We start from the raw sequence: 20176 nt of genomic DNA on the forward strand, positions 1-20176 counted from the left end.
TCGCGTTCACTCGGCGCGGCTGCGGATCCCTTCGAGTTGCAATGCCAGGTGCCGGCGCCAGTCGCCGTTCCCCGACATGTTCGCCATCGCGCCGCGGGTGATCAGGACGAAGTCGCTCGCCCGGAAGTCCGCGCGGAGGACGCCGGCGTCGACGGCACGCTGCACGATCCGCTCGACGCTGCCCGCGAAAGCGTTCTTCTCGGCTTCGATGTCACCCCAGCTGGGCTCCTCCGGGCTGAGGATCGCGAACCGGAAGGCCGCGTCGGGTTCCGCGGACTCCAGGTAGCCGAACAGCAGGGTCTCGAAGGCGGCCCAGGGGTCGCTGAGCTCCTCGGCGGCCCGCGCGAGGCTGGTCACGGCTTCGAACCGGCGGCCGACGATCGCCGCTCGCAACGCCCGCTTGTCGGCGAAGTGCCGGTACAAGGTCCCGACACCGAGCCCGGCCCGGGCCGCGATCTCGTCCATCTGCACGTTGTCGCCGCGCCGGGCGAACAGTTCGCCGGCCGCGTCGAGAACGGACTCCCGGTTACGTCGGGCATCCGCGCGGAGTGAACGTTCGGGAGCGGTCATGATCACCACACTGTAGTTGACGGACACGCGACAGGCGCTATATTCGGAACCGGAGTTCAGGTTCACCTTATGGAGGTTTCGATGATCGCCGTCACTACACCGACCGGCCGGATCGGCAGCCACCTCGTCCCCCGGCTGCTCGAGCTGGGCAGCGACGTGCGCGTCATCGTGCGCGACGCCGCGCGCCTCGACGGCGCAGTGCGCGACCAGGCCGAGGTCGTCGAGGGGTCGCACGCGGATCCCGTCGTACTCGACAAGGCGCTGGCGGGCGTCGACGCGCTGTTCTGGCTCGTCCCGCCGAATCCGGCCGCGCCGAGCGCCGAGCAGCACTACGTGACGTTCGCCCGGGCCGCGGCAGCCGCGATTCAGCGCAACGGGGTCTCCCACGTTGTCGCCGTCAGCAGTGCGGGACATGGCTGGCCGCACTCCGCCGGTGTGCTGTCCGCGGCGTTCGCGATGGATGCCGAGCTGGCGGCATCCGGCGCCGCCTACCGCGCACTGTCGCTGCCCTTCTACATGGAGAACCTGCTGGGCCAGCTCGACGCGATCCGTGAGCGCGGCACGTTCTCACTGACCTGCGACGCGGACCAGCCGCTCCCGATGATCGCGACCCGCGACATCGCCGAGCAGGCGGCCGGCCTGCTCACCGACCTCACCTGGGGTGGACAGGAGAACCTCGCGGTGTTCGGTCCTGATCACCTCACGCCCGACGGAGCCGCCCAGGTGCTGAGCGAGGAACTCGGACAGCCGGTCGCCTATCGGCGCGTCACCATGGACGAGTTCGCGGCCGTCCTCCGTGCCCGCGGGGCGCACGACCAGGCGGTCAAGGACACCGTGGAGATGTTCGCGGCCCAGGACTCCGGCATCTACGAGGCTGACTGGCGTACGGCGACCATCTCGCCCACCGACTTCCGGACCTGGTGCCGCGAGGTGTTCAGGCCCGCGGTGGAACGAGCCGCGCGCGCGGAGCCGGCCTGACGGCAGGCCCCGCACATCGACGGAATCCGGCGTCGGCGGCCCGTGCTCACCGACGCCTGCGAGTGGATCAGTCCGAGGTGACCTGAGCGGTACCGACCAGAACCTCTACGTCGAGGGCGGCGCGGCCGCGGCCGATCTCCACGTCCTTGGACTGGCCGGAGACGGCGCCGGACCAGGTGACGCGGCCGAGCTGGGCCTCGGTGTGGACGTGGACGTCGGAGCCGCGGCGGAGGGCGACGTTCGCCGTACCGGACTCGACGCGGACGCGGGAGCGGCCCTTGGTGATCTGGGCGTCCAGGGTCGCGGAGCCGGCCTGGACGAGGACGTCGATCGGGCCGTCGACGTCGGCGACCTTCGCGGTGCCGGCGGTGACCCGAACCTTGGTCAGACCGGGGAGGCGTTCGGCGTTCACGCTGCCGCCGGTCACCTCGACCTCGACCTGGAGGTGCGGGTTCACGCGGATCGACAGTTCCTTGGCCAGGCCGTTGACGTGCGCCTTCAGGTCGGTCGGGTTGCGCAGCATGCTGAACCCGTCGATCGAGACGCCCATGTCGCCCTCGCTGCTGATCGCGAGGGTGTCGCCGTCGCGCTTGATGACGTGCGGCCCGTCCACCGCGACGCCGTTCACGGCCGGCTCACCGATCAGCCGCACCCGGCGCCCGATCGCCCGTACCGTCACCCGCTGCACCCCGGACGGGATCGGCACGTTGCTGTGCTCCTCCTCGGCCGGCTCCTCGGTCTTGTCCTCCGGTACGTCCGGCACGACATCCGGTACGACGTCCTGCACCGGCGACGGCTCCGCAGTGGGTGAATCGACCGCGTCCGCCCACACCTCCGGAGAGGTGAGGTCCTCGGCCGCCGGCCACCCGGTCCGGTCGCCGCCGGTCGCCTTCTGCGTGTCCTCGGCAACCGGAGCTGTGCCGGCCGGTGCCCCGGCGTCAGCCGTGCCGGCGGTCTTGAGGGCGGTGATCAGCGTGGCGCCTTCCTCGGTGGTGAGGTGGCCCTTGGCGACGCGGTCCAGGATGTCCTTGACCTTCTCGTCGTAGCTCTGGTTGCTCATGCCACCAGTCCAGCACTCCGCCGGGTCGAAACCAATCGGGGAATCCCCCGAAAAGCAGTGGTGCGGACCCCCGAGAGGGTCCGCACGCCATATATCACTGCACAGCCCCGTCCAGGGCTGGTTGTTGTCACGCCGCCGGCGTCATCTCCTCTTCCGCCAGCTCGTTCTGTACGGCGGCCAGCTCGGCCTCCTCGGCTTCCTCGGCCGCACGCCGGGCCCTGAGGCCCCGCAGACCGGTCAGCGCGATCACCAGACCGAGTGCCGCGATCCCTGTCACAACCCCGAGCCCGGACTTGTACGCCGACAGCACGTCGGCCGCCGCGGTACTGCCGGCCGTCTGACCGCTGATCACCGCGGTCACGATCGCCAGCACGACCGCGCCGCCGACCTGGTTGGAGGTGTTGAACAGCCCCGACGCCAGCCCCTGCTCATGGTCCGGGACCCCGGACACGGCCTGGATGTTCAGCGACGGGAACCCGAGCGCGAACCCGAGCCCGAGCAGCATGATCGTCGGGAAGACTGTGGAGAAGTACGCCGACTCCGGGCCGATCCGCAGGCTCAGTGCGTAGCCGGCGACGAACAGCGCCATCGCGACGATGATCATCTTCTCGGTGCCGACCCGGTCGACGATCTTGCCGACGTTCGGGGACAGCGTGGCGACCAGCAGGCCGGCCGGGAGGAACCCGAGCGCGGTCTGCAGCGACGACCATCCGAGCAGGTTCTGCAGGTACATGGTGCCGATCAGCTGGAAGGCGACGTACGAACCGAAGACGGTCAGGATGGCCAGGTTCGCGCGCCGCAGCGAGACGTTGCGCAGGATGCCGAGCCGGACCAGCGGGTGCTTGGTGCGCAGCTCGATCGCCACGAAGCCGGCCAGCAGCACGATCGCCAGCACGAACAGCCCGATCGTCTGCAGCGACACCCAGCCGGCGTGTTCGGCGCCGACGACCGCGTAGACCAGGGACAGCATGCCGCCGGTGACGGTGACCGCACCCGGTACGTCGTACCCGCCGGCGGCGTCGTCGCGCGGGCTGTTCGGGATCAGCTTGAGGCCGAACAGCAGCACGATCAGAGCGACCGGGCCGGGCATCAGGAAGGTCCAGCGCCAGCCGACCTCGGTGAGCGCGCCGCCGAGGATCAGGCCCATCGAGAAGCCGCTGGCGGCGCAGGTGGTGAAGATGCTGAGGGCCCGGTTGCGGTCCGGTCCCTCGTGGAACGTGGTGGTGATGATCGAGAGCGCGGCCGGGGCGGTGAACGCCGCGGCGACACCCTTCACGAACCGCGCCGCGATGAGCAGTTCGGGGTTGCTCGCCAGCGAGCTCAGCATCGAGACGGCGGCGAAGACGGCCAGCGCGATCAGGAAGACCCGGCGCCGGCCGAGCAGGTCGGCGGTTCGGCCGCCGAGGAGCAGCAGACCGCCGTACCCGAGCACGTAGCCGGTCACGACCCACTGCAGAGAGGCAAGGGAGACGCCCAGGTCGGCGCCGATGGACGGCAGTGACATGCCGACCATGGACACGTCCAGGCCGTCGAGGAAGATCACACCGCAGACGACCAGGAGTGCGCCCCAGAGGCGTGCGTCCCAGGTCATGCGGGCAGGCGATGCGGTTTGCGTAGTCACGAGAAGAGACTATTGCATGCACGTGCATCTAATGTCTAGGCATTAAATGCATTTGCATTGATTGCACTTGCATGCTATGTTGCCCTACATGACCGCTACGAAGGTCAGCGTTGGGACTGGTGAGGCCAACGCCGATGTCCGCGAATGGCGCGAGCTGCTGGCCCGCCACGCCGATCTGACCTGCGCCCTCGACCGGGCGCTGCAGGCCGGCCACTCGCTGGGCATGAGTGAGTACGAGGTGCTCGAGCGGCTCGCCGAGTTCCCCGAGCACTCCGCCAAGGTGGCGACGATCGCCAAGTCCGTGCACCTGAGCCAGAGCGCGCTGTCCCGGGTGATCGGCCGGCTGGAGACAGCCGGCCTGGTCGAGCGGCACATGTGCCCCGAGGACCGGCGCGCGATCAACGTCCGGCTGACCGACGAGGGCCTGCAGCGGCAGGCCGAAGCCCAGCCGACCCAGCGTCAGGTGCTCGCGCAGCGCCTGCACGCCCCGCTCGTGAAGTCCTGCGAGCCGGCGCTCTGATGCGTTGCGTCAGTTGAGCGTGTAGCTGTAGCCGTTCGCGACCAGGCCGGCGAGCAGGCGCTCACGGTGGTCCTCGCCGCGGAGCTCCAGCTGCAGCGCCACCTCGACCTCTTCCAGGCTCAGGGTTTCCGAGATGCGTTCGTGCAGGACCTCGATGAGGTTCGCGTCCAACTCGGCGACCCGGGCCAGCAGCATCGCCAGCCCACCCGGAGTGTCCGGGATCCGCACCCTCACGGACAGGTAGCGTCCGGCCGCGGCCATGCCGTGGCGGATCACCCGCATCAGCAGGAGTGGGTCGATGTTCCCGCCGGACAGTACGACGACCACCGGCGGCTCGAACCGCTTCGGCTCGTCGAGTACGGCGGCCACCGCGGCCGCGCCGGCCGGTTCGACGACGAGCTTCGCGCGTTCGAGAACCAGCAGCAGTGCCTTCGACAACGAGTCCTCGCCGACCGTCCGGACGTCGCCGACGTACCGCTGGACCGTCTCGAACGGGACCTTCCCGGGCAGCCCGACCGCGATCCCGTCCGCCATCGTGCGCATCCGCTCCAGTTGCACCGGCTCCCCCGCCGTCAGCGAGGCCGGGTACGCCGCGGCGCCGGCCGCCTGCACGCCGACCACCTCGATCGGCAGTCCGTCGCGCTGCATCGCGGCCGCGATCCCGGCGAGCAGGCCGCCGCCTCCGGTCGGTACGACGACGGTCCGGACCTGCGGGCATTGCTCGACGATCTCCAGCCCGGTCGTGGCCTGGCCCGCGACGATGTCCGGGTGGTCGAACGGATGGATGAGCACCGCACCGGTCTCGGCCTCGAACGCGCGTGCCGCGGTCAGGCAGTCGTCGATGGAGGTACCCACGAAACGGATCTCGGCGCCGTACGCCCGGGTCGCCTTCTCCTTCGGGATCGGGGCGCCGTTCGGCATGAACACCGTCGCCTTGATGCCGAGCAGCTGCGCCGCGAGCGCGACGCCCTGCGCGTGGTTCCCGGCGCTCGCCGCGACCACGCCGCGGGCACGCTCCGCCGTGGACAGCCGGGCCATCCGGACATAAGCGCCGCGCAGCTTGAAGGACCCGGTGCGCTGCAGGTTCTCGCACTTCAGGAACACGTCGCCGCCGACCAGATCACTCAACCAGCGCGAGTACTCCAAGGGCGTCGGCGCGACCACGTCGTGCAGCAGATCGGCCGCCCGCGCAACATCTCTGGCATCGATCACGACTAGCACCTTAATGGTGAAATGCAGTTGCACCTGGAACATACGCTTCTGCACATGGAAGTCCGGGCACACGTCGCACAGCAGGTCTTTACCCTCGAGCTGGCGGACGACTTCTGGTTCCCCGACGTCGAGCCGGTGCTGCAGATGCTGCGGGAGCAGTTCGGCGTCGAGGCCGTCGTACGGGAGTGTGTGTCGGAGGACCCGGTCACGTACCTGCTGGACTCGATCGACGAGCTGCCTGAGTGGTACGACGAGGTGTTGCGGTGGATCGGCAAACATGTGACCGCAACCGGACCGTGGGTCCAGGTGAAGGCGTGGGGTCTGTCCGACGTTCTGCGCATCCCGACTGCTGCGGGTGACGTGTATTTCAAGGCACTTTCGCAGGCGTCGAACGATCCTGGGGCGTTGCCGTTCCTGTTCGCACACGAGCCGCGGTTCCTGCAGCGCGCGTCCGCGGATCGCCCCGGCGAGGTCCCGGCACCGATCGCGATCGACGAGTCGCGTCGGTGGTTGTTGCTGCCCGATCTCGGAACGCCGCTCGGCCAGGAGACGGATGTCGTGCTGTGGATCGATGCCGTGCGCAACCATGCGCGATTGCAGCGGAGCTACGCCGGGGACCCTGACCGCCTGCTGGACTACAGCTGCGCCGACCGCCGGCTCGCCGTACTCGACACCGCACTCGACCGATTCCTCGAACCGAACAAGCTCACCCGTCGTCTCTCCCCCGACGACCTGGCCAAGCTCCCGGACCGCGCGAAACAGTTGCGCGAGGCAATCGCCGAGCTCGCGGAGATCGGCGTACCCGAGACGTTGCTGCACGGCGATCTACATCCCCGAAACCTCGCGGTGCGGGACGGGAAGGTGCTCGCGTTCGACTGGACAGACGCGGCGCTGGCGCATCCGTTCCTCGACCTGGTGACGTTTGTCGAGAAGCGGTCGCCGCTGTCCGCGGACCCACGGGTGCGGGACGCGTACCTGGCCGAGTGGGAGGAGTACGCCACTCCGTCCGAGCTACGCCGCGCGGTGCACCTGGCCGAAGAGCTCGGCGCGCTGTACCAGACGATCACGTACCTCCACCTGATCGACCACGTCACCGGCCCGAGCCGAACCTCCCTCCTGCGTGGCGGCGACGTCTGGACCCAGAAGCTACTCACCTGAAGACGGCCGTCAGCGGTGGAGGATTGCCAACTGGTTGCGCATACCTCGGCGTACGGGTGGGTCCAGGTGGTGGTCCCAGGTGGGGGTGCGTTCGCCGCGGAGCATGGCGTAGTAGGCGAGGGCTTCGGACAGGGCTGCCTCGCGGAGGTAGCCGCGGGCCAGGGGTTGTTTGCCTCGGCCGTTGGGGCGGGGGCGGCGTTCGTAGGCCGCGTTCGCGGTGAAGATGCCCAGCCCGTAGAACACCGTGATCAAGTCGGTGAGCGACTCGTGGTCAGGCCGAGCGGCGCGGGTGATCCGTCCGCCGCCGAGCAGCAGCTCATGGCCGACCTCATGCGCGTAGATCGCCGTCAACGCGACCGGATCGGCCGCCAGGGCGGGCGTCAGCTGGATCTCGTTCCGGCCGTCGCCGCGGATCCACCGGCCGGACGGTTCCTTCACGATGTGGGCCCGTACCGGACGACGGACCCCGTCCAGCTCGAAGCTCAGCCCGCACTGCCCCGGCCGTAGATCCATCCGCCCGTCGACCAGTCCGCACAACGCGGTCGCAGCCGCCTCGCTCCCGTCGTACCCCTCGGGGATCACGTCGGTCGGCAGCACGATCGGCCGGTGGACGACGTCCTCGCCGAACTCCTCGATCAACCAGTCCATCGACATCCGGATCCACCGCCGGCTACCGCCCGCCAACCGCTCGCGGGGCGCCTTCAGCTGGGATCGCAGCTGCTGACTTCGTTTGATCGTGCCGATCGGGTTCCTCACCCGCCGAATCATGCCTGCCCGACCCCGCAGCGAAACCTCCCGGTACCGCTGCGTCACCGACGGTTGACATCAGCGCAGCGGGGCACCCTCCTGGATCGAGTCGATCTCGGCGCGTTTGACCAGCGTCGCGAGCCGCGCGAACGTGCGGATGCGGACCGCCCGGTCGAGCTCGGCCGGCAGCACCGGAAGCAGCGACTCGGGCCACAACGTGTGCCGGCGGAAGCAGTACGCCGCCAGCGCGTCCGAGGCGCCGCGCTCCCCCAGGTACCCGAGGCTCTGGCGCATCCGACGGCGTCCGGGGACCCGCTCGACGGCCTGGTTGGCGAGGAAGATCCCGAAGCCGTGGAACACCGCGAACAGGTCGGTCACCGCCTCGGCGTCCGGCCGGTTCCGATCCATCAGGTGGTAGCCCCACAGCACCTCGTGACCCAGCTCGTGCGCGGTCGCCGCGATCACCGCGGACGGGTCCGCCGGCGTGGTTGCCGACAGCAGCACCGCCGTCCCGTCATGGCCCCCGGTCCGCAGGTCCAGCCAGGCCGCGCGCGAACCACTGCCGGCCGGTGCGGACCAGACGGCGACGGCACGCTCGTACAACTCGGCCCGCCGTTCCGGATCGGTCGCGTCCCGGAGCTCCGTACTGCGCTTCACCTCGGCGATCAGCTCCCGTTCGGCGAGGACCGCGATCTCGGGCGCGTACCCGGCCGCGGCCAGCCCGTCGACGTCACCGGCCGGCATCGTTGCCTGAAGCCCCGAAATCCCGGCCAACTCTGGGTGCTCGGCCCGCAAGCGGCGGACGGCGGTACTGCGGCCCGCGGCCCGGACGTCCTCCATCCGGAAGCTGAACCGGATCCGGTCGTCGGGCACCTCCATCCAGGCGCAGACCCGGAGGCAGAGTTCGCGGGCGGCGTGCTCGGATCCGTCGTACCGGGCGGGTACGAAAGCACTCGGCAGTACCGGCCCGCGGCGCATCGGCTCGACGCCGAACCGGCCGACGAGCCAGTCCAGCGAGTCCTCGATCCACTGCTCGGGCCCGCCGGGCAGCATGACCTTCGGCCCGTAGAGAAGATCGCGTTCACGTTGCCGACGGCGCCAGGCACCGATCAGATTCATACCCGAACTGACGCGGTCGCCCCGGGCCCCGTTCCATCGGAAATGTTGCGGCTACATCACCAACCCAACACGGTCGGCGGACCTCCGATCAGTTCCTCCAGATGGGCCGCGAAGCGGGCTCGTGGTACCGGGTCGAGCAGCTGGTGCCAGTCCGGGAGCAGCGGGCCGTCGCGGAGCAGCCGATGCTGACGGAAGCGGTACAACGCGAGCGCCTCGGCGAGGGCGTGTTCGCCGAGGTAGCCGGACGTGTGGACCCATTCGTCGTCGAGTACGGCCTCGTCAACGGCGGCGTTGACCAGCACGACACCGAACCCGTGGAACAACGCGCACAGATCGGTCAACGGTTCTTCGAGCGGCCCGGACGCCCACGGCGGCGCCGGCCGGCACAGCAGTTCGTGGCTCAACTCGTGTGACACCACGGCCAGCAGCTTCGCCGGGTCGGCGATGACGTCGGACCGAAGCAGTACGGCGCAGTGGTCAGGGATCGGGTCGAGGCCGTGGACCTTCGCACCCAGGTCGACCCAACGACCCAGCGCCCGGCCCGGAACCGCCGTCGTGTTCGCGGTCCGAGGGGCCCGCGGATCGGACGCGGCCAGCAGGCAGCGCACGATCTCGGCACCGAACTCGCCCGCGCCGAGGCGGGTGACCAGGAGCCTGAAGAAGCTCTCGCTGGAGTCGGCCGCCAGTTCCGCCTCGATGATCCGGTCGACCTGCTCGAACGACGCCGTACCGAGGCGGTTCGAATGCGTCCGGATGGCGGCCAGATCGCCGGGCGGCGTACCTCGCGAGTAGCCGTTCCCGGGGTCGACGTACGCGTCGAGCATCGCGGATCCGAGCAGCTCGGCCGCCTCGGTCACCTGCTCCAGCCGGAAGCTGAAGTGCACACGCCCGGGGTCGACTCCCATCCGCTCGCACACCCGCACACACACCGCGTGCGCCGCCGCGGCCGATCCGTCGTACCCGGCCGGCACGAACTCGTCCGGTACGACGACCGGCTGCCGCAGGACCGCCGTACCGAAGTGCTCGGCCAGTGAGCGGAACGAGTCCTCGACCCAGCGTCGCGGTCCGCCCGGCAGCGCCACCTTCGGTGCCCGCGCCAGGTCGTGGAAGGACTCATCGGTCATGCAGGTTCGGACGGTGGAGCAGGGGGTGCCGGTTCCGGCTACTTCAGCAGGAGCTTGCCCAGGCGGCGGGACGCGACGTACATCCCGAAGGTGCCCATCGCGGCCAGGTAGAGCGCGTGCACCAGCAGGAACCAGCCGACGGCACCGGTGCTGAACGCGCGCTCGAGTACGACGCCCTGGTAGAGCGGGGTGATCTCCACCAGCCAGCGGATCGCGCCCGGGTACGTCTCGACCGGGTAGAAGGTGGCCGAGAACAGGAACATCGGCATGATCGCCAGCTGCACCAGCTCGAAGTCCTGCCAGCTGCGCATGAACGTGGTCAGCGCCATCCCGGCCCCCGCGAACGCGAACCCGATCAGCACCGACGCGGGCAGTGCGAGCAGCGCCCACCACGACGAGATCAGCCCCATGATCAGCATCACGACCACGAACATCGCCGAGTAGATCGCCCCGCGCAGCAACGCCCAGGTGACCTCGCCGGTCGCCACGTCCCACGGCCGCAGTGGCGTCGCGAGGATCGAGTCGTAGAGCTTCGCGTACTTCATCCGGAAGAAGATGTTGTACGTCGAGTCGAAGATCGCGCCGTTCATCGCGGAGCTGGCGAGCATCGCCGGCGCGACGAACGCGGCGTACGCGATCTTCGTCCCGTCGGAGAGCGTGAACGCGCCGACCAGGTGCGCGACGCCGACACCGATCGAGAGCAGGTAGAACACCGGCTCGAAGAAGCCGGAGATGAACACCACCCACGACCGCCGGTAGAGCATGAAGTTCCGCTCGACCATGTGCCGTCCACCGCCCAGCCGGACCGGGACGGGGATAACGCGTGCTGCGATGGTCGCCATGTCAGCCGATCAGCTTTCTCGTGAAGCCGCGGACGGCGAGGCGGGTGCCGACGAGGAACCACGCCAGCAGGTAGACGACGTTGACGACCGCGAGCAACGGGTTGATCGAGCCGAGGCTGAGGCCGCGGGACAGGTCGACCGCGTGCCACAGCGGGCTCACGTACGCGAGCCACTCGATCCAGTCCGGCAGCTGCGAGACCGGGAAGAACGCCCCGGAGAACAGGAACGCCGGCACCACCCCGAACCGGAACACGATCGCGAAGCCGGAGTCGTTCTCCAACGTCGTCGCGTACGCCGCGATCGGCGCGGCGACTGCCATCCCGACCAGCAACGCCACCGGCAGCGCCAGCACCCCGAGCGGCGACCGCAGCCCGCCGAACAGCGCGATGATCACCAGGAACACGGTGCACGAGGTGAACACCCGGAACGCGATGAACCCGAGCTGCCCGTACACCACGTCCGCCGGACGCAGCGGGGTGGCGATCATCGAGTGGTAGAACTTCTGCCACTTCAGCCCGCCCATCACCGGGTACGTCGCCTCGCCGACCGCGATCTGCAACGCGGTCGAGGCGAGCAGCCCCGGCGCGATGAACTGCAGGTAGCTCACGCCGCCGAGCGCACCGGTCCCGTTGCTGTCCACGAACGAGCCGAGCCCGATCCCCATCGCGGCCAGATAGAGCAGCGGCAGCAGGAAACTGCTGATCACGGTGCCCTTCCAGGTCCGCTTGTAGACGGTCAGCCAGTAGTCGAACATCCGGCGACCGTTCTCCACGGCAACGGTCATGGGGCCTCCCGTCCTGGACCGAGGAGCGGAGGGAGCGTAGCGACCGGAGCGACGAGGGAAGGACGGGAGTTACAGCCCCAGGACCCGCCGCGCCGGAGGCGTGGCATGTGCGCAGCCATCAGTCCACCAACGTCCGGCCGGTCAGTCGCAGGAACACGTCTTCGAGGGTGGAACGGCGGACCAGCACGGCGGCCGGTTGCAGGCCGCGCTCGTGCACCTGGGCGACCGCGCGCTCACCGTCGTCGGTGTAGAGCAGCAGGCGGTCCGGCAGCACTTCGATCCGCTGGGCGAGGTCCTCGACCTTGCCGGCCAGCGCGTCGTGGTCCGCGAGCATCACGTCCGGGCCGAACCGCAGCTCGGTCACCTCCCGCGTCGAGTAGTCGCGGATCAGCTCGGCCGGCGACCCCTCGGCCGCGATCAACCCGCCGTCCATCACCACGAGCCGGTCACACAACTGCTCGGCCTCGTCCATGTAGTGAGTGGTGATGATCAGCGTGACGCCGGCCTGTTTGAGCCGGAAGAGCTTGTCCCACAACAGGTGCCGTGCCTGCGGGTCCAGCCCCGTGGTCGGCTCGTCGAGCAGCAGCAGGTCCGGTTTGCTGACCAGCGACCGCGCGATCGTCAGCCGCCGCTTCATCCCGCCGGACAGCTCGTCGACCTTGACATCGGCCTTCTCGGTGAGCGCGACGAACTCGAGCAGCTCGTCGGCGCGGAGCCGGCACTCCGCCCGGCTGAGCCCGAAGTACCGCCCGTAGATCGTCAGGTTCTCCCGGACCGAGAGCTCGGTGTCGAGGGTGTCGTCCTGCGGGCAGACGCCGAGCCGGGCGCGGATCGCCGGGCCGTCGGTGGCCGGGTCCATGCCGAGGATCCGGAGCGTGCCGCCGCTGATCGGGGAGACCGCGCCGATCATCCGCATCGTCGACGACTTGCCGGCGCCGTTCGGCCCGAGGAACCCGAAGGCCTCGCCGCGCCACACGTCCAGGTCGATGCCGCGGACCGCCTCGAAGTCGCCGTACGACTTCCGCAGGCCGCGGACGTGCACCAGAGAATCGCTCACCCACCAGACACTAGACGGACCGTCGGACAGTTTCCTCTTCGTTTGCCACGTACCCGAGCCGCCGCACCGCGTACGCCCGTACCCCGGCCGCCAGCCACTCGGGCAGTTCCGCGTCCACCAACTCGACGATCGCCCGCTGATCCGCGTTCTCCACGAGCAGATCGGCGAGCCCGTAGTAGGTCGTCGGCGTCGCCGGCCAGACCTCCAGCACTCCGAGGTAGTGCTGCTCGATCAACTCCAACCCCTCGGCGGAGTCCGGGAGAACACCGCGGTCCCGCGCGGCGGCCATCCGCAACAGCAAACGGCGCCCTTCGTCCCCCAACCGCTCGTAGTCCTCCCGAGTCCAACCAGACGTCTCCCGCACCGCCTTCTCGAAACCCTTCGCGGCGGATTCCCCGTACCTCTCGGCGAGCTCCTCCCGCAGACGCGCCCGCGCGTCGTTCAACCCCGCGAAGAACTCCTCGTCCGCAACGGTCTCGTCCCCCGACAGCCCCGCGATCGTCCGCTCGACCGCGCCGAGCACGTCGTCGAGCCGCTTCCGCTCCCGCAGCAACTGCTCCCGATGCCCTTCCAGCGCGGTCACCTCGTCGTCCTGCTCGTCCAGGATCCGCATGATCGACGGCAGCGGTACGCCGAGCTCGCGGAGCAGCAGGATCCGTTGCAGCCGGAGCAGCTCGGGCCGTCCGTAGTACCGGTAGCCGTTCGCGGCGACGCGCCCCGGCGGCAGCAGCCCGATCGCGTCGTAGTGCCGCAGCGTGCGCACCGAGACACCGGCGAGCCGCGCCACCTCACTGACCGTTCGCTCCACGGCACCTCCGGAAATCGGGTTGGAGTCTGACGTTACGTCACCCTTTAGCGTCCCCGACATGGCATTCACGATTCTGCACACCCGACTCGTCGACCGCGGTACGGCGCTGCCCGCGGACTGCCTGCGGGTCGCGGACGGCCGCATCGCGGCGATCGGCGGCCCGGACATCGCGAGACCGGACGACGTCCTCGTCGACGGCTCGGGGACGACGCTGCTGCCCGGGCTGATCGACGCACACGTCCACCTCGCACCAGGCTGCACACAGCTCGCAGCGATGTACGGCGTGACCACGCAGCTCGACATGTTCAGCCTGCCGGAGGTGATCGCCGCAGAGGCGCCGCGGGCCGGCTTCTTCACGTCGAGCATCGGCGCGACCGCACCGGGCGGGCATCCGACGATCGCGTTCCCGCCGTTCCCGTACGTCACCGGGCCCGAAGACGCGAAGCGGTTCGTCGCGGACCGGATCGCCGAGGGCGCCGACCATCTCAAGCTGATCTACGACGACGGATCCGGCGCGATGCTGAACATCCCGACGCTCACCCGGGACACGATTCGCGCGCTCGCCGACGAGGCGCACGCGAACGGACTCACTGTGGTGGCGCACGTCTCCACGGCCGCCGGTGCGGTGACAGTGGCCGGCTGCGGCGTCGACGTACTGGCGCATGTGCCGTCCGACCTGATGACGTCGGAGGACATCGACGCGGTCAAGAGCGTGTCGGTGATCGCGACGCTGGGCGTTGTCGACATGTTCGGGTCTACTGGTCACCTGCCGTTGCAGGACGAGCAGGAGCTGATGGCCAGAATGCCTGCGCGCTGGCGGCGCGTGCTGGACCGCCAGTCGCGGCGGTGGATGCCACCACAGCTGCCGGACGGTGCACCAGCTCGGGCAAACACGCTGGCGTTGGTGCGGGCCGGCGTACGCGTTCTGGCCGGTACCGACGCGCCCAACCCCGGGCTGGTGTTCGGAGCGTCGCTGCACCGAGAACTCGTGCATCTGGTGAGTGCTGGCCTCACACCGGCCCAGGCGCTCGTTGCTGCGACCAGTGCGCCGGCTGAGGTTTTCACACTGACAGACCGCGGCCGGTTGGTCGTAGGAGCGCGTGCTGACCTGCTCCTGGTCGACGGCGACCCACTGGTCGACATCACTGCTACACAACGGATCCGGCAGACCTGGGCCGGCGGAGAGGTGCCTGCTGAGTACGCGGGCAGCGCTGCGGAGCTGGCGTGCATCCGCTTCCTCGGTGAGACCACGGCGCGGATCGTCAAGGCGCTGAAGGAGCAGTGGCCTGGCTTCCCGTCACCGGAGGACGTGGTACGGGAGGACGGCGAGGTGCTCGGCCGCGTCGTACCTGTGACCGGTGGCTGGCTGCCGACGACCGTCTTCGGTGCCGCGCTGGGTCCGACGAGTGACCGGGACGCGGCCGTTGCCCTGGTGGAGAAGGAAGGGCTGGAGTGTCTGACCGAGACCTGGTGGGCGCGGACGGACGGGCCGTGGCAGGAGGCGGTGCTGATGGAGGCACAGCCGGAGCGGGTGCGGCTGCGCTGGAAGGACCCGTTGCTGGAGCAGCCGCCGTCGGGCCGGTGGTACGACCTGATCGACATCGACCTGTCCCGGACAAGCCCATCGATCATGCCGAACGGTTCGTGAGCCGGAGTCAGCCTCTTCCGACGTAGGGCATACCCGCCGCCATCACGGTCAGCGTCGGTACGGCGACCGACGTCGGCAGGTCGGCGATCCGGACCACGAAGTCCGCGACGATCTTCGGGTCGAACGTCGGCTCGACCGCGATCGACCCGTCCGGCTGCAGCACGCCCTGCTGCATCCGCGCGGTCATCGCGGTGGCGGCGTTCCCGATGTCGATCTGGCAGGCGGTGATCCCGTGCGCCCGCCCTTCCAGCTCGAGCCCCTTGGTCAGCCCGCTGATCGCGTGCTTGCTCGCGGTGTACGCGATTCCCTGCGGCCGCGGCACATGGGCCGAGATCGACCCGTTGTTGATGATCCGCCCGCCCTTCGGGTCCTGCCGCAGCATCACGTCGTACGCCGCCTGCGCGCAGAGGAACGACCCGGTCAGGTTGGTGTCCACCACCCGCCGCCAGTCCTCCTCCTCGACGTCCTCCACCGCAGCGGCCGGCGACCCGGTGCCGGCGTTGTTCACGAGTACGTCGACCCGCTCCAGCCCCGCGAAGAACTCCCGCACCGCAGGCCCGTCGGCGACGTCGAGGACGGCGTACCGCAACCGCTGCCCGCCGAGCGCGGCCGTCTCCTTCAGCTTGTCTTCGGTCCGTCCGGTCACCCACACCTGGTAGCCGGACCCGGCCAGCGCGAGCGCCATCTCCCGCCCGAGCCCCGACCCGCCTCCGGTCACCACCGCAACCCGCGTCACAAAAGGCACCCTTCCGCCGTCGAATGTGTGAGGCAGATTCTCCCCCACTTCGGAGAGTGACAGTCCGGCGACCGAGAGCAAATAAGTGGCGACTCAGTTGAATACCTTGGAAACTCATTTGCGTGTATCACGCAAGCATGTATATGCTTGCAGCATGCAAGTAAACGACGCGTACGCCCCACAGACCCCGATCGAGGGTGTGATGCACGCGTTCACCCGGATCGGGCGCCGGCTGAAGGCCAAGCAACCCGGGGACACGATCGACCACAGCGCGCACGTCGTGCTGTTCGCCCTGCGGTGCAACGGCGCACTGCGGCTGTCCGACCTGGCCGCCCGGCTGGAGCTGGACGCCTCGACCGCGAGCCGGCACGTCCGGTCCCTGGAGCAGCTCGGCCTGGTCCGGCGCTCCCCCGACCCCGACGACGGCCGGGCCTTCCGGGTCGAGCTCACCGAGCAGGGCATCGAGCAGTGGGAGACCAGCGCCCGGCACCGGATGGAGCTGCTGAGCGCCGCGATGGAGGGCTGGTCCGACGAGGACGTGCAGACCTTCGAGCGGCTGATGACCCGCTTCGCGGACGGCGTCACCGCCCTCACCGAAGCACCCGCGAGCGCCGCCTGGGCGGACAAGGGCTGGGCCGCGGTCGCACCGCGACTGCACCGCCCCGCCCCGGCAGAGCGCAGTACCCAAGACTCCGCGGCCGGCGGCGACCCTGCCGGCAGCGGGAACAACGACAACAACCTGGAGAGCACCAGATGAGCACCACAGAGCCTGCCACCGCCGGCGGCACTGCGCCCAGCGACGGTCCGAGCTACCTGTCCCACAAGCAGATCCTGGTGATCCTCGGTGGCCTGATGGCCGGCATGTTCCTGGCCGCACTGGACCAGAGCATCGTCGGTACGGCGCTGCCGCGGATCGTCAGCGAGTTCAACAGCCTGGACAAGCTGTCCTGGGTGGTCACGGCGTACCTGCTGACCTCGACCGCCTCGACCCCGTTGTGGGGCAAGATCTCCGACCTGTACGGCCGCCGCCCGCTGTTCATCGCGGCGATCGTCACCTTCCTCGCCGGCTCGGTACTGTCCGCGCTGTCCGGCAACATCGAGCAGCTGATCGGCTTCCGGGCCGTCCAGGGTCTCGGCGCCGGTGGCCTGATGTCGCTGGCCTTCGCCACCATCGGCGACGTGATCCCGCCGCGCGAGCGCGGTAAGTACATGGGGTACTTCGGCGCCGTCTTCGGCCTGTCCTCGGTGGCCGGCCCGCTGCTCGGCGGTCTGCTCACCGACGGTCCCGGCTGGCGCTGGATCTTCTGGATCAACCTGCCGATCGGCCTGGTTGCCCTGGGCATCGTCGGCGCCGTGCTCAAGCTGCCGCACGTGAAGCGTTCGCACAAGATCGACTACCTGGGCGCGTCCACGATCGCCGCCGCGGTCACCTCGCTGCTGCTGGCCATCTCCTGGAGCGGTCCGACCAACGGCTGGGGCACCGGCACCACGATCGCGCTGCTGGCCGGGGCTGTCGTCCTCGCCGTCGCGTTCGTCGTCATCGAGCTGCGGGTGGCCGAGCCGATCATCCCGATGGACCTGTTCAAGGGCCGGATCTTCTCCGGGTACGCCGGGTACGCGTTCCTGCTCGGGTTCGCGATGTTCGGTGCGCTGATCTTCCTGCCGCTGTACCTGCAGGCGGTCAAGGACCTGTCGCCGACCCGCTCCGGCCTGGCGTTGCTGCCGATGATCGTCGGCATCTTCTCCGCGTCGATCCCGAGCGGCCAGATGATGAGCAAGAGCGGCCGGTACAAGCACTTCCCGATCATCTCCGCGGTCCTGGTCGGCGCCGCGATGGTGCTGCTGTCCACGCTGGGCCTGAGCACGCCGTACTGGCAGCTGGCGATCTACATGTTCGTGATGGGCGCCGGCCTGGGCCTGTCGATGCAGATCACCGTCACCGCCGCGCAGAACAGCGTCCCCCGGCAGCACATGGGTAGCGCGACCTCGACGATGACCTTCTTCCGCTCGATGGGCGGTGCGATCGGTACCGCGGTCTACGGCGCCGTACTCACCAGCCGGCTGAAGGTCCACCTCGGCGACATCGTCCCGAACGCCACGCAGTCGATGGTCGACGGGCTGGCCAAGGCGGCGAACAGCGTCCAGGCGCTGCACTCGCTGAAGGAGCCGCTGAAGGGCTTCGCCCTGCACGGTCTGGTCGACGCGATGGACGACGTGTTCCTGGTCTCGCTGCCGTTCCTGGCGCTGGCGCTGATCCTCGCGGTGATCACGCCGGAGCAGCGGCTGGCCGGCCGCAACGACGGCCCGAAGCCCGACGGCGACGAGTCGCTGGAGGCTTCGGCCGCGGCCGCGATGCACTGACCGCTTGACCGAACCGATACCAAACGCCGGTTGACCTACCCGACAGCCGCCCTGGAAAGCTTTCCAGGGCGGCTGTTCCGTTGTCTGTTCCGCTGTCGGGGCGGCTGCCTGACCCTCACCGGGTCGTACTTTCGACACGTACCGCGACGACAGGACTGCCTCCCGGATGAAGACACTCGACCGGCCGCTGGACGACGACGACCGCGCGATGGCCGATCTCGCGGACGTCCGCGACTGGCGACGCCTCGGCGGTCCGCAGGCCGGCCAGACCGGACCCGTACCGGTCCGCCGGCTGATCCGCCGGGTCAAGTCGGCGACCAGCTGGAAGCCGTGGCCGATCAACCGCCGGACGGTGATCGACGAGCAGCTCGACGGCTGGGGTTTCCTGACCAAGCGGCAGACCGAGCTCGCCGTGTACGACGACCAGGTGCTGCCGCACAGCCCGTTCAGCGGCTGGGTGGCGTTCGCGATCGAGCCCTGGGACCTCGAGGACGTCGCCGTCGGCCTCGACGACCACTGGCCGGCGAAGTTCGACCTCGCGTGCCGGCACTGGGGACAGCCGGCGTACGTCGGAATCCAGACGAAGACCGGGTTCGACGACGACTGGGCCCCTGGAGCCGGCCGCGACCGCCGGCACCTGGCGGTCTGGACGCCGCCCGGCGCCGAGATCCACCTGTACAGCAACCGCCCGCGGCGCAAGCCGTTGTCGACCTCGGTCGGCATCAACTACGTGGTGTACCTCAACGAGGAGGGGTCATGACAACGATCAGGCAGTCCACCAGGGAGGCGGACCGCGACCGGGGCGCCAACAGCGGCGAACCGCCCGCCACCGGAGCGGGCGGCCGGGTCTCCCCGGAGAGCCTCACCCGGGTCGCTGTCGCGGCCGCGGCCGCCGAGCAGGCCGCCGGCCAGTCGGGCGGCCTCTCCTCCGACCTGGGCGCCGCTCTGCGCGCCGCGACCCCGCCACGTGGACCGCAGGGCACCGCCCGCGCCGCCGACACCGACGGCGCGCGCCCGGAGACCGGCGGCCGCACCAGCCCGGACCGCGGCCCCGACCGCGGCCCCGACAGCCGCTAGACAGGTCCAGCCGGTCCCTCAGATCCGTTGGGGATCCGAGGCCCGGAGTAGACCAATCCACTGCGCAGAACAGTTGTCCACAGGCAGCCGAACACCCGTTGTCGATGACCCTGGCACCGCCGTACGGTTGCCGACGACGGCTTGAACACCCACGGAAGGAACAAGCCCGGAAATGAAAACCATGGACCGGCCGCTCGATCAGGACGAGGCGGCGTTCGCCGACTTCGCCGAGATCGCGGACTGGCGTGCCATCGCGGGGCCCAACAACGACGACAGCGGGCCCGAGGTGGTCCGGGCGATCGTCCAGCGGGTGACCGCTGTCACCGACTGGCAGCCCTGGCCGCTGCAGCCGGGCGAGCAGATCGACCCCGTGCTCGCGTCCTGGGGCTTCACCACCAAGCGCGGTACGACGATGGTCGTGTTCCCGGGCCTGGCGTACGCCGACGTACTGAACGCCGGCTGGTGCGCCTACGAGCTCGGCCCGGAGGACACCAAGGCGGCTGAGGCCGGGCTGGACGAGCACTGGCCGGACCACGTGGCGCTGGCCCGGAAGTACTTCGGTGAGCCGGTGTACATGAGCGACGACAGCAACCCGAACTTCCTCGACGAGTGGGGACCTGGCGCGGGCGCCGACAAGCGGCACCTGGCGACCTGGGCCCTCAACGGCGCGCACCTGCGTCTGTTCAGCACCAAGCCCAGCAGTGACCCACTGACCCCGGCGGTCGGTGTCAGCTACGCGATCTACATCGACTAG

General features: G+C 69.5%; 21 protein-coding genes. 9 read left to right on the forward strand and 12 right to left on the reverse strand.

Annotation, left to right across the window (positions count from 1 at the left end; genetic code table 11):
* Positions 1 to 6: 6 nt before the first annotated feature.
* Positions 7 to 570 (reverse strand): helix-turn-helix domain-containing protein, encoded by a 564-nt coding sequence (locus AB0M51_RS32005; protein ID WP_363751742.1) that lies wholly within the window; start codon positions 568 to 570, stop codon positions 7 to 9.
* 81 nt (positions 571 to 651) lie between these two features.
* Here AB0M51_RS32005 and AB0M51_RS32010 point away from each other — a divergent pair, with 81 nt between their 5' ends.
* A complete protein-coding gene (locus tag AB0M51_RS32010; protein ID WP_344192776.1) occupies positions 652 to 1548 on the forward strand; it encodes an NAD(P)H-binding protein in 897 nt (298 codons plus the stop codon).
* A gap of 67 nt (positions 1549 to 1615) precedes the next feature.
* Here the strand turns inward: AB0M51_RS32010 and AB0M51_RS32015 are convergent, their stop codons facing one another.
* Positions 1616 to 2608 (reverse strand): hypothetical protein, encoded by a 993-nt coding sequence (locus AB0M51_RS32015; protein WP_344192774.1) that lies wholly within the window; start codon positions 2606 to 2608, stop codon positions 1616 to 1618.
* A gap of 127 nt (positions 2609 to 2735) precedes the next feature.
* Complete coding sequence (locus AB0M51_RS32020; protein WP_344192772.1) at positions 2736 to 4229, reverse strand: MFS transporter; 1494 nt, start codon at positions 4227 to 4229, stop codon at positions 2736 to 2738.
* 88 nt (positions 4230 to 4317) lie between these two features.
* On the opposite strand from AB0M51_RS32020, the gene AB0M51_RS32025 reads away from it, so the two are divergent.
* The gene (locus tag AB0M51_RS32025; protein ID WP_344192770.1) at positions 4318 to 4749 is read left to right on the forward strand and encodes a MarR family transcriptional regulator; all 432 of its coding nucleotides are present in this window, start codon (positions 4318 to 4320) and stop codon (positions 4747 to 4749) included.
* A 9-nt stretch (positions 4750 to 4758) separates the two neighbouring features.
* On the opposite strand, the gene ilvA is transcribed toward AB0M51_RS32025, so the two are convergent.
* Entirely contained in the window at positions 4759 to 6003 is a 1245-nt protein-coding gene (gene ilvA, locus AB0M51_RS32030) for a threonine ammonia-lyase (protein ID WP_363751746.1), read from the reverse strand.
* A 12-nt stretch (positions 6004 to 6015) separates the two neighbouring features.
* On the opposite strand from ilvA, the gene AB0M51_RS32035 reads away from it, so the two are divergent.
* Positions 6016 to 7119 carry an aminoglycoside phosphotransferase family protein gene (locus tag AB0M51_RS32035; protein ID WP_344192768.1) on the forward strand — a complete coding sequence of 368 codons (1104 nt, stop codon included), beginning with the start codon at positions 6016 to 6018 and terminating at the stop codon, positions 7117 to 7119.
* Positions 7120 to 7128: 9 nt separating this feature from the next.
* Here AB0M51_RS32035 and AB0M51_RS32040 read toward each other — a convergent pair whose 3' ends face one another.
* The 7 genes from AB0M51_RS32040 to AB0M51_RS32070 all read right to left on the reverse strand — a co-directional run bounded on the left by AB0M51_RS32040 (position 7129) and on the right by AB0M51_RS32070 (position 13600).
* Complete coding sequence (locus AB0M51_RS32040; RefSeq protein ID WP_344192766.1) at positions 7129 to 7875, reverse strand: hypothetical protein; 747 nt, start codon at positions 7873 to 7875, stop codon at positions 7129 to 7131.
* Positions 7876 to 7944: 69 nt separating this feature from the next.
* Entirely contained in the window at positions 7945 to 8985 is a 1041-nt protein-coding gene (locus AB0M51_RS32045; protein ID WP_344192764.1) for a hypothetical protein, read from the reverse strand.
* A 56-nt stretch (positions 8986 to 9041) separates the two neighbouring features.
* The gene (locus tag AB0M51_RS32050; RefSeq protein WP_344192762.1) at positions 9042 to 10109 is read right to left on the reverse strand and encodes a hypothetical protein; all 1068 of its coding nucleotides are present in this window, start codon (positions 10107 to 10109) and stop codon (positions 9042 to 9044) included.
* A 38-nt stretch (positions 10110 to 10147) separates the two neighbouring features.
* Positions 10148 to 10951 carry an ABC transporter permease gene (locus AB0M51_RS32055; protein ID WP_344192760.1) on the reverse strand — a complete coding sequence of 268 codons (804 nt, stop codon included), beginning with the start codon at positions 10949 to 10951 and terminating at the stop codon, positions 10148 to 10150.
* A 1-nt stretch (position 10952) separates the two neighbouring features.
* A complete protein-coding gene (locus tag AB0M51_RS32060; protein ID WP_344192758.1) occupies positions 10953 to 11735 on the reverse strand; it encodes an ABC transporter permease in 783 nt (260 codons plus the stop codon).
* Between the two features lie 118 nt (positions 11736 to 11853).
* A complete protein-coding gene (locus AB0M51_RS32065) occupies positions 11854 to 12792 on the reverse strand; it encodes an ATP-binding cassette domain-containing protein (protein WP_344192756.1) in 939 nt (312 codons plus the stop codon).
* A gap of 10 nt (positions 12793 to 12802) precedes the next feature.
* Complete coding sequence (locus tag AB0M51_RS32070) at positions 12803 to 13600, reverse strand: MerR family transcriptional regulator (protein WP_344192754.1); 798 nt, start codon at positions 13598 to 13600, stop codon at positions 12803 to 12805.
* Between the two features lie 58 nt (positions 13601 to 13658).
* Between AB0M51_RS32070 and AB0M51_RS32075 the strand changes: the two genes are divergently transcribed.
* Entirely contained in the window at positions 13659 to 15248 is a 1590-nt protein-coding gene (locus AB0M51_RS32075) for an amidohydrolase family protein (RefSeq protein ID WP_344192752.1), read from the forward strand.
* Positions 15249 to 15255: 7 nt separating this feature from the next.
* Here AB0M51_RS32075 and AB0M51_RS32080 read toward each other — a convergent pair whose 3' ends face one another.
* A complete protein-coding gene (locus AB0M51_RS32080) occupies positions 15256 to 15984 on the reverse strand; it encodes an SDR family oxidoreductase (RefSeq protein ID WP_344192750.1) in 729 nt (242 codons plus the stop codon).
* Between the two features lie 154 nt (positions 15985 to 16138).
* On the opposite strand from AB0M51_RS32080, the gene AB0M51_RS32085 reads away from it, so the two are divergent.
* The 5 genes from AB0M51_RS32085 to AB0M51_RS32105 all read left to right on the forward strand — a co-directional run bounded on the left by AB0M51_RS32085 (position 16139) and on the right by AB0M51_RS32105 (position 20176).
* The gene (locus tag AB0M51_RS32085; RefSeq protein ID WP_344192748.1) at positions 16139 to 16741 is read left to right on the forward strand and encodes a MarR family transcriptional regulator; all 603 of its coding nucleotides are present in this window, start codon (positions 16139 to 16141) and stop codon (positions 16739 to 16741) included.
* Positions 16738 to 18345, forward strand: a complete 1608-nt coding sequence (locus AB0M51_RS32090) for an MDR family MFS transporter (RefSeq protein WP_344192746.1) — start codon at positions 16738 to 16740, stop codon at positions 18343 to 18345. Before AB0M51_RS32085 ends, AB0M51_RS32090 begins: the two co-directional genes overlap by 4 nt.
* A 166-nt stretch (positions 18346 to 18511) precedes the next feature.
* Positions 18512 to 19105: a hypothetical protein gene (locus tag AB0M51_RS32095; RefSeq protein WP_344192744.1), complete on the forward strand. Its 594-nt coding sequence runs from the start codon at positions 18512 to 18514 to the stop codon at positions 19103 to 19105.
* Positions 19102 to 19422, forward strand: a complete 321-nt coding sequence (locus AB0M51_RS32100) for a hypothetical protein (protein WP_344192742.1) — start codon at positions 19102 to 19104, stop codon at positions 19420 to 19422. The genes AB0M51_RS32095 and AB0M51_RS32100 overlap by 4 nt, the downstream gene beginning before the upstream one ends.
* Before the next feature lie 172 nt (positions 19423 to 19594).
* Positions 19595 to 20176, forward strand: a complete 582-nt coding sequence (locus AB0M51_RS32105) for a hypothetical protein (protein WP_344192740.1) — start codon at positions 19595 to 19597, stop codon at positions 20174 to 20176.

It is taken from the genome of Kribbella sp. NPDC051137 (assembly GCF_040682535.1).
GTDB lineage: Bacteria > Actinomycetota > Actinomycetes > Propionibacteriales > Kribbellaceae > Kribbella > Kribbella karoonensis.

Bases quoted from the DNA above. Each gene is read 5' to 3' on its own strand.
- AB0M51_RS32010 (WP_344192776.1), top strand. From the start codon at position 652: ATGATCGCCGTCACTACACCGACCGGCCGGATCGGCAGCCACCTCGTC.
- AB0M51_RS32025 (WP_344192770.1), top strand. From the start codon at position 4,318: ATGACCGCTACGAAGGTCAGCGTTGGGACTGGTGAGGCCAACGCCGAT.
- AB0M51_RS32100 (WP_344192742.1), top strand. From the start codon at position 19,102: ATGACAACGATCAGGCAGTCCACCAGGGAGGCGGACCGCGACCGGGGC.
- AB0M51_RS32105 (WP_344192740.1), top strand. From the start codon at position 19,595: ATGAAAACCATGGACCGGCCGCTCGATCAGGACGAGGCGGCGTTCGCC.
- AB0M51_RS32035 (WP_344192768.1), top strand. From the start codon at position 6,016: ATGGAAGTCCGGGCACACGTCGCACAGCAGGTCTTTACCCTCGAGCTG.
- AB0M51_RS32045 (WP_344192764.1), bottom strand. From the start codon at position 8,985: ATGAATCTGATCGGTGCCTGGCGCCGTCGGCAACGTGAACGCGATCTT.
- AB0M51_RS32055 (WP_344192760.1), bottom strand. From the start codon at position 10,951: ATGGCGACCATCGCAGCACGCGTTATCCCCGTCCCGGTCCGGCTGGGC.
- ilvA (WP_363751746.1), bottom strand. From the start codon at position 6,003: ATGTTCCAGGTGCAACTGCATTTCACCATTAAGGTGCTAGTCGTGATC.
- AB0M51_RS32090 (WP_344192746.1), top strand. From the start codon at position 16,738: ATGAGCACCACAGAGCCTGCCACCGCCGGCGGCACTGCGCCCAGCGAC.
- AB0M51_RS32085 (WP_344192748.1), top strand. From the start codon at position 16,139: ATGCAAGTAAACGACGCGTACGCCCCACAGACCCCGATCGAGGGTGTG.
- AB0M51_RS32050 (WP_344192762.1), bottom strand. From the start codon at position 10,109: ATGACCGATGAGTCCTTCCACGACCTGGCGCGGGCACCGAAGGTGGCG.
- AB0M51_RS32015 (WP_344192774.1), bottom strand. From the start codon at position 2,608: ATGAGCAACCAGAGCTACGACGAGAAGGTCAAGGACATCCTGGACCGC.
- AB0M51_RS32095 (WP_344192744.1), top strand. From the start codon at position 18,512: ATGAAGACACTCGACCGGCCGCTGGACGACGACGACCGCGCGATGGCC.
- AB0M51_RS32005 (WP_363751742.1), bottom strand. From the start codon at position 570: ATGACCGCTCCCGAACGTTCACTCCGCGCGGATGCCCGACGTAACCGG.
- AB0M51_RS32060 (WP_344192758.1), bottom strand. From the start codon at position 11,735: ATGACCGTTGCCGTGGAGAACGGTCGCCGGATGTTCGACTACTGGCTG.
- AB0M51_RS32075 (WP_344192752.1), top strand. From the start codon at position 13,659: ATGGCATTCACGATTCTGCACACCCGACTCGTCGACCGCGGTACGGCG.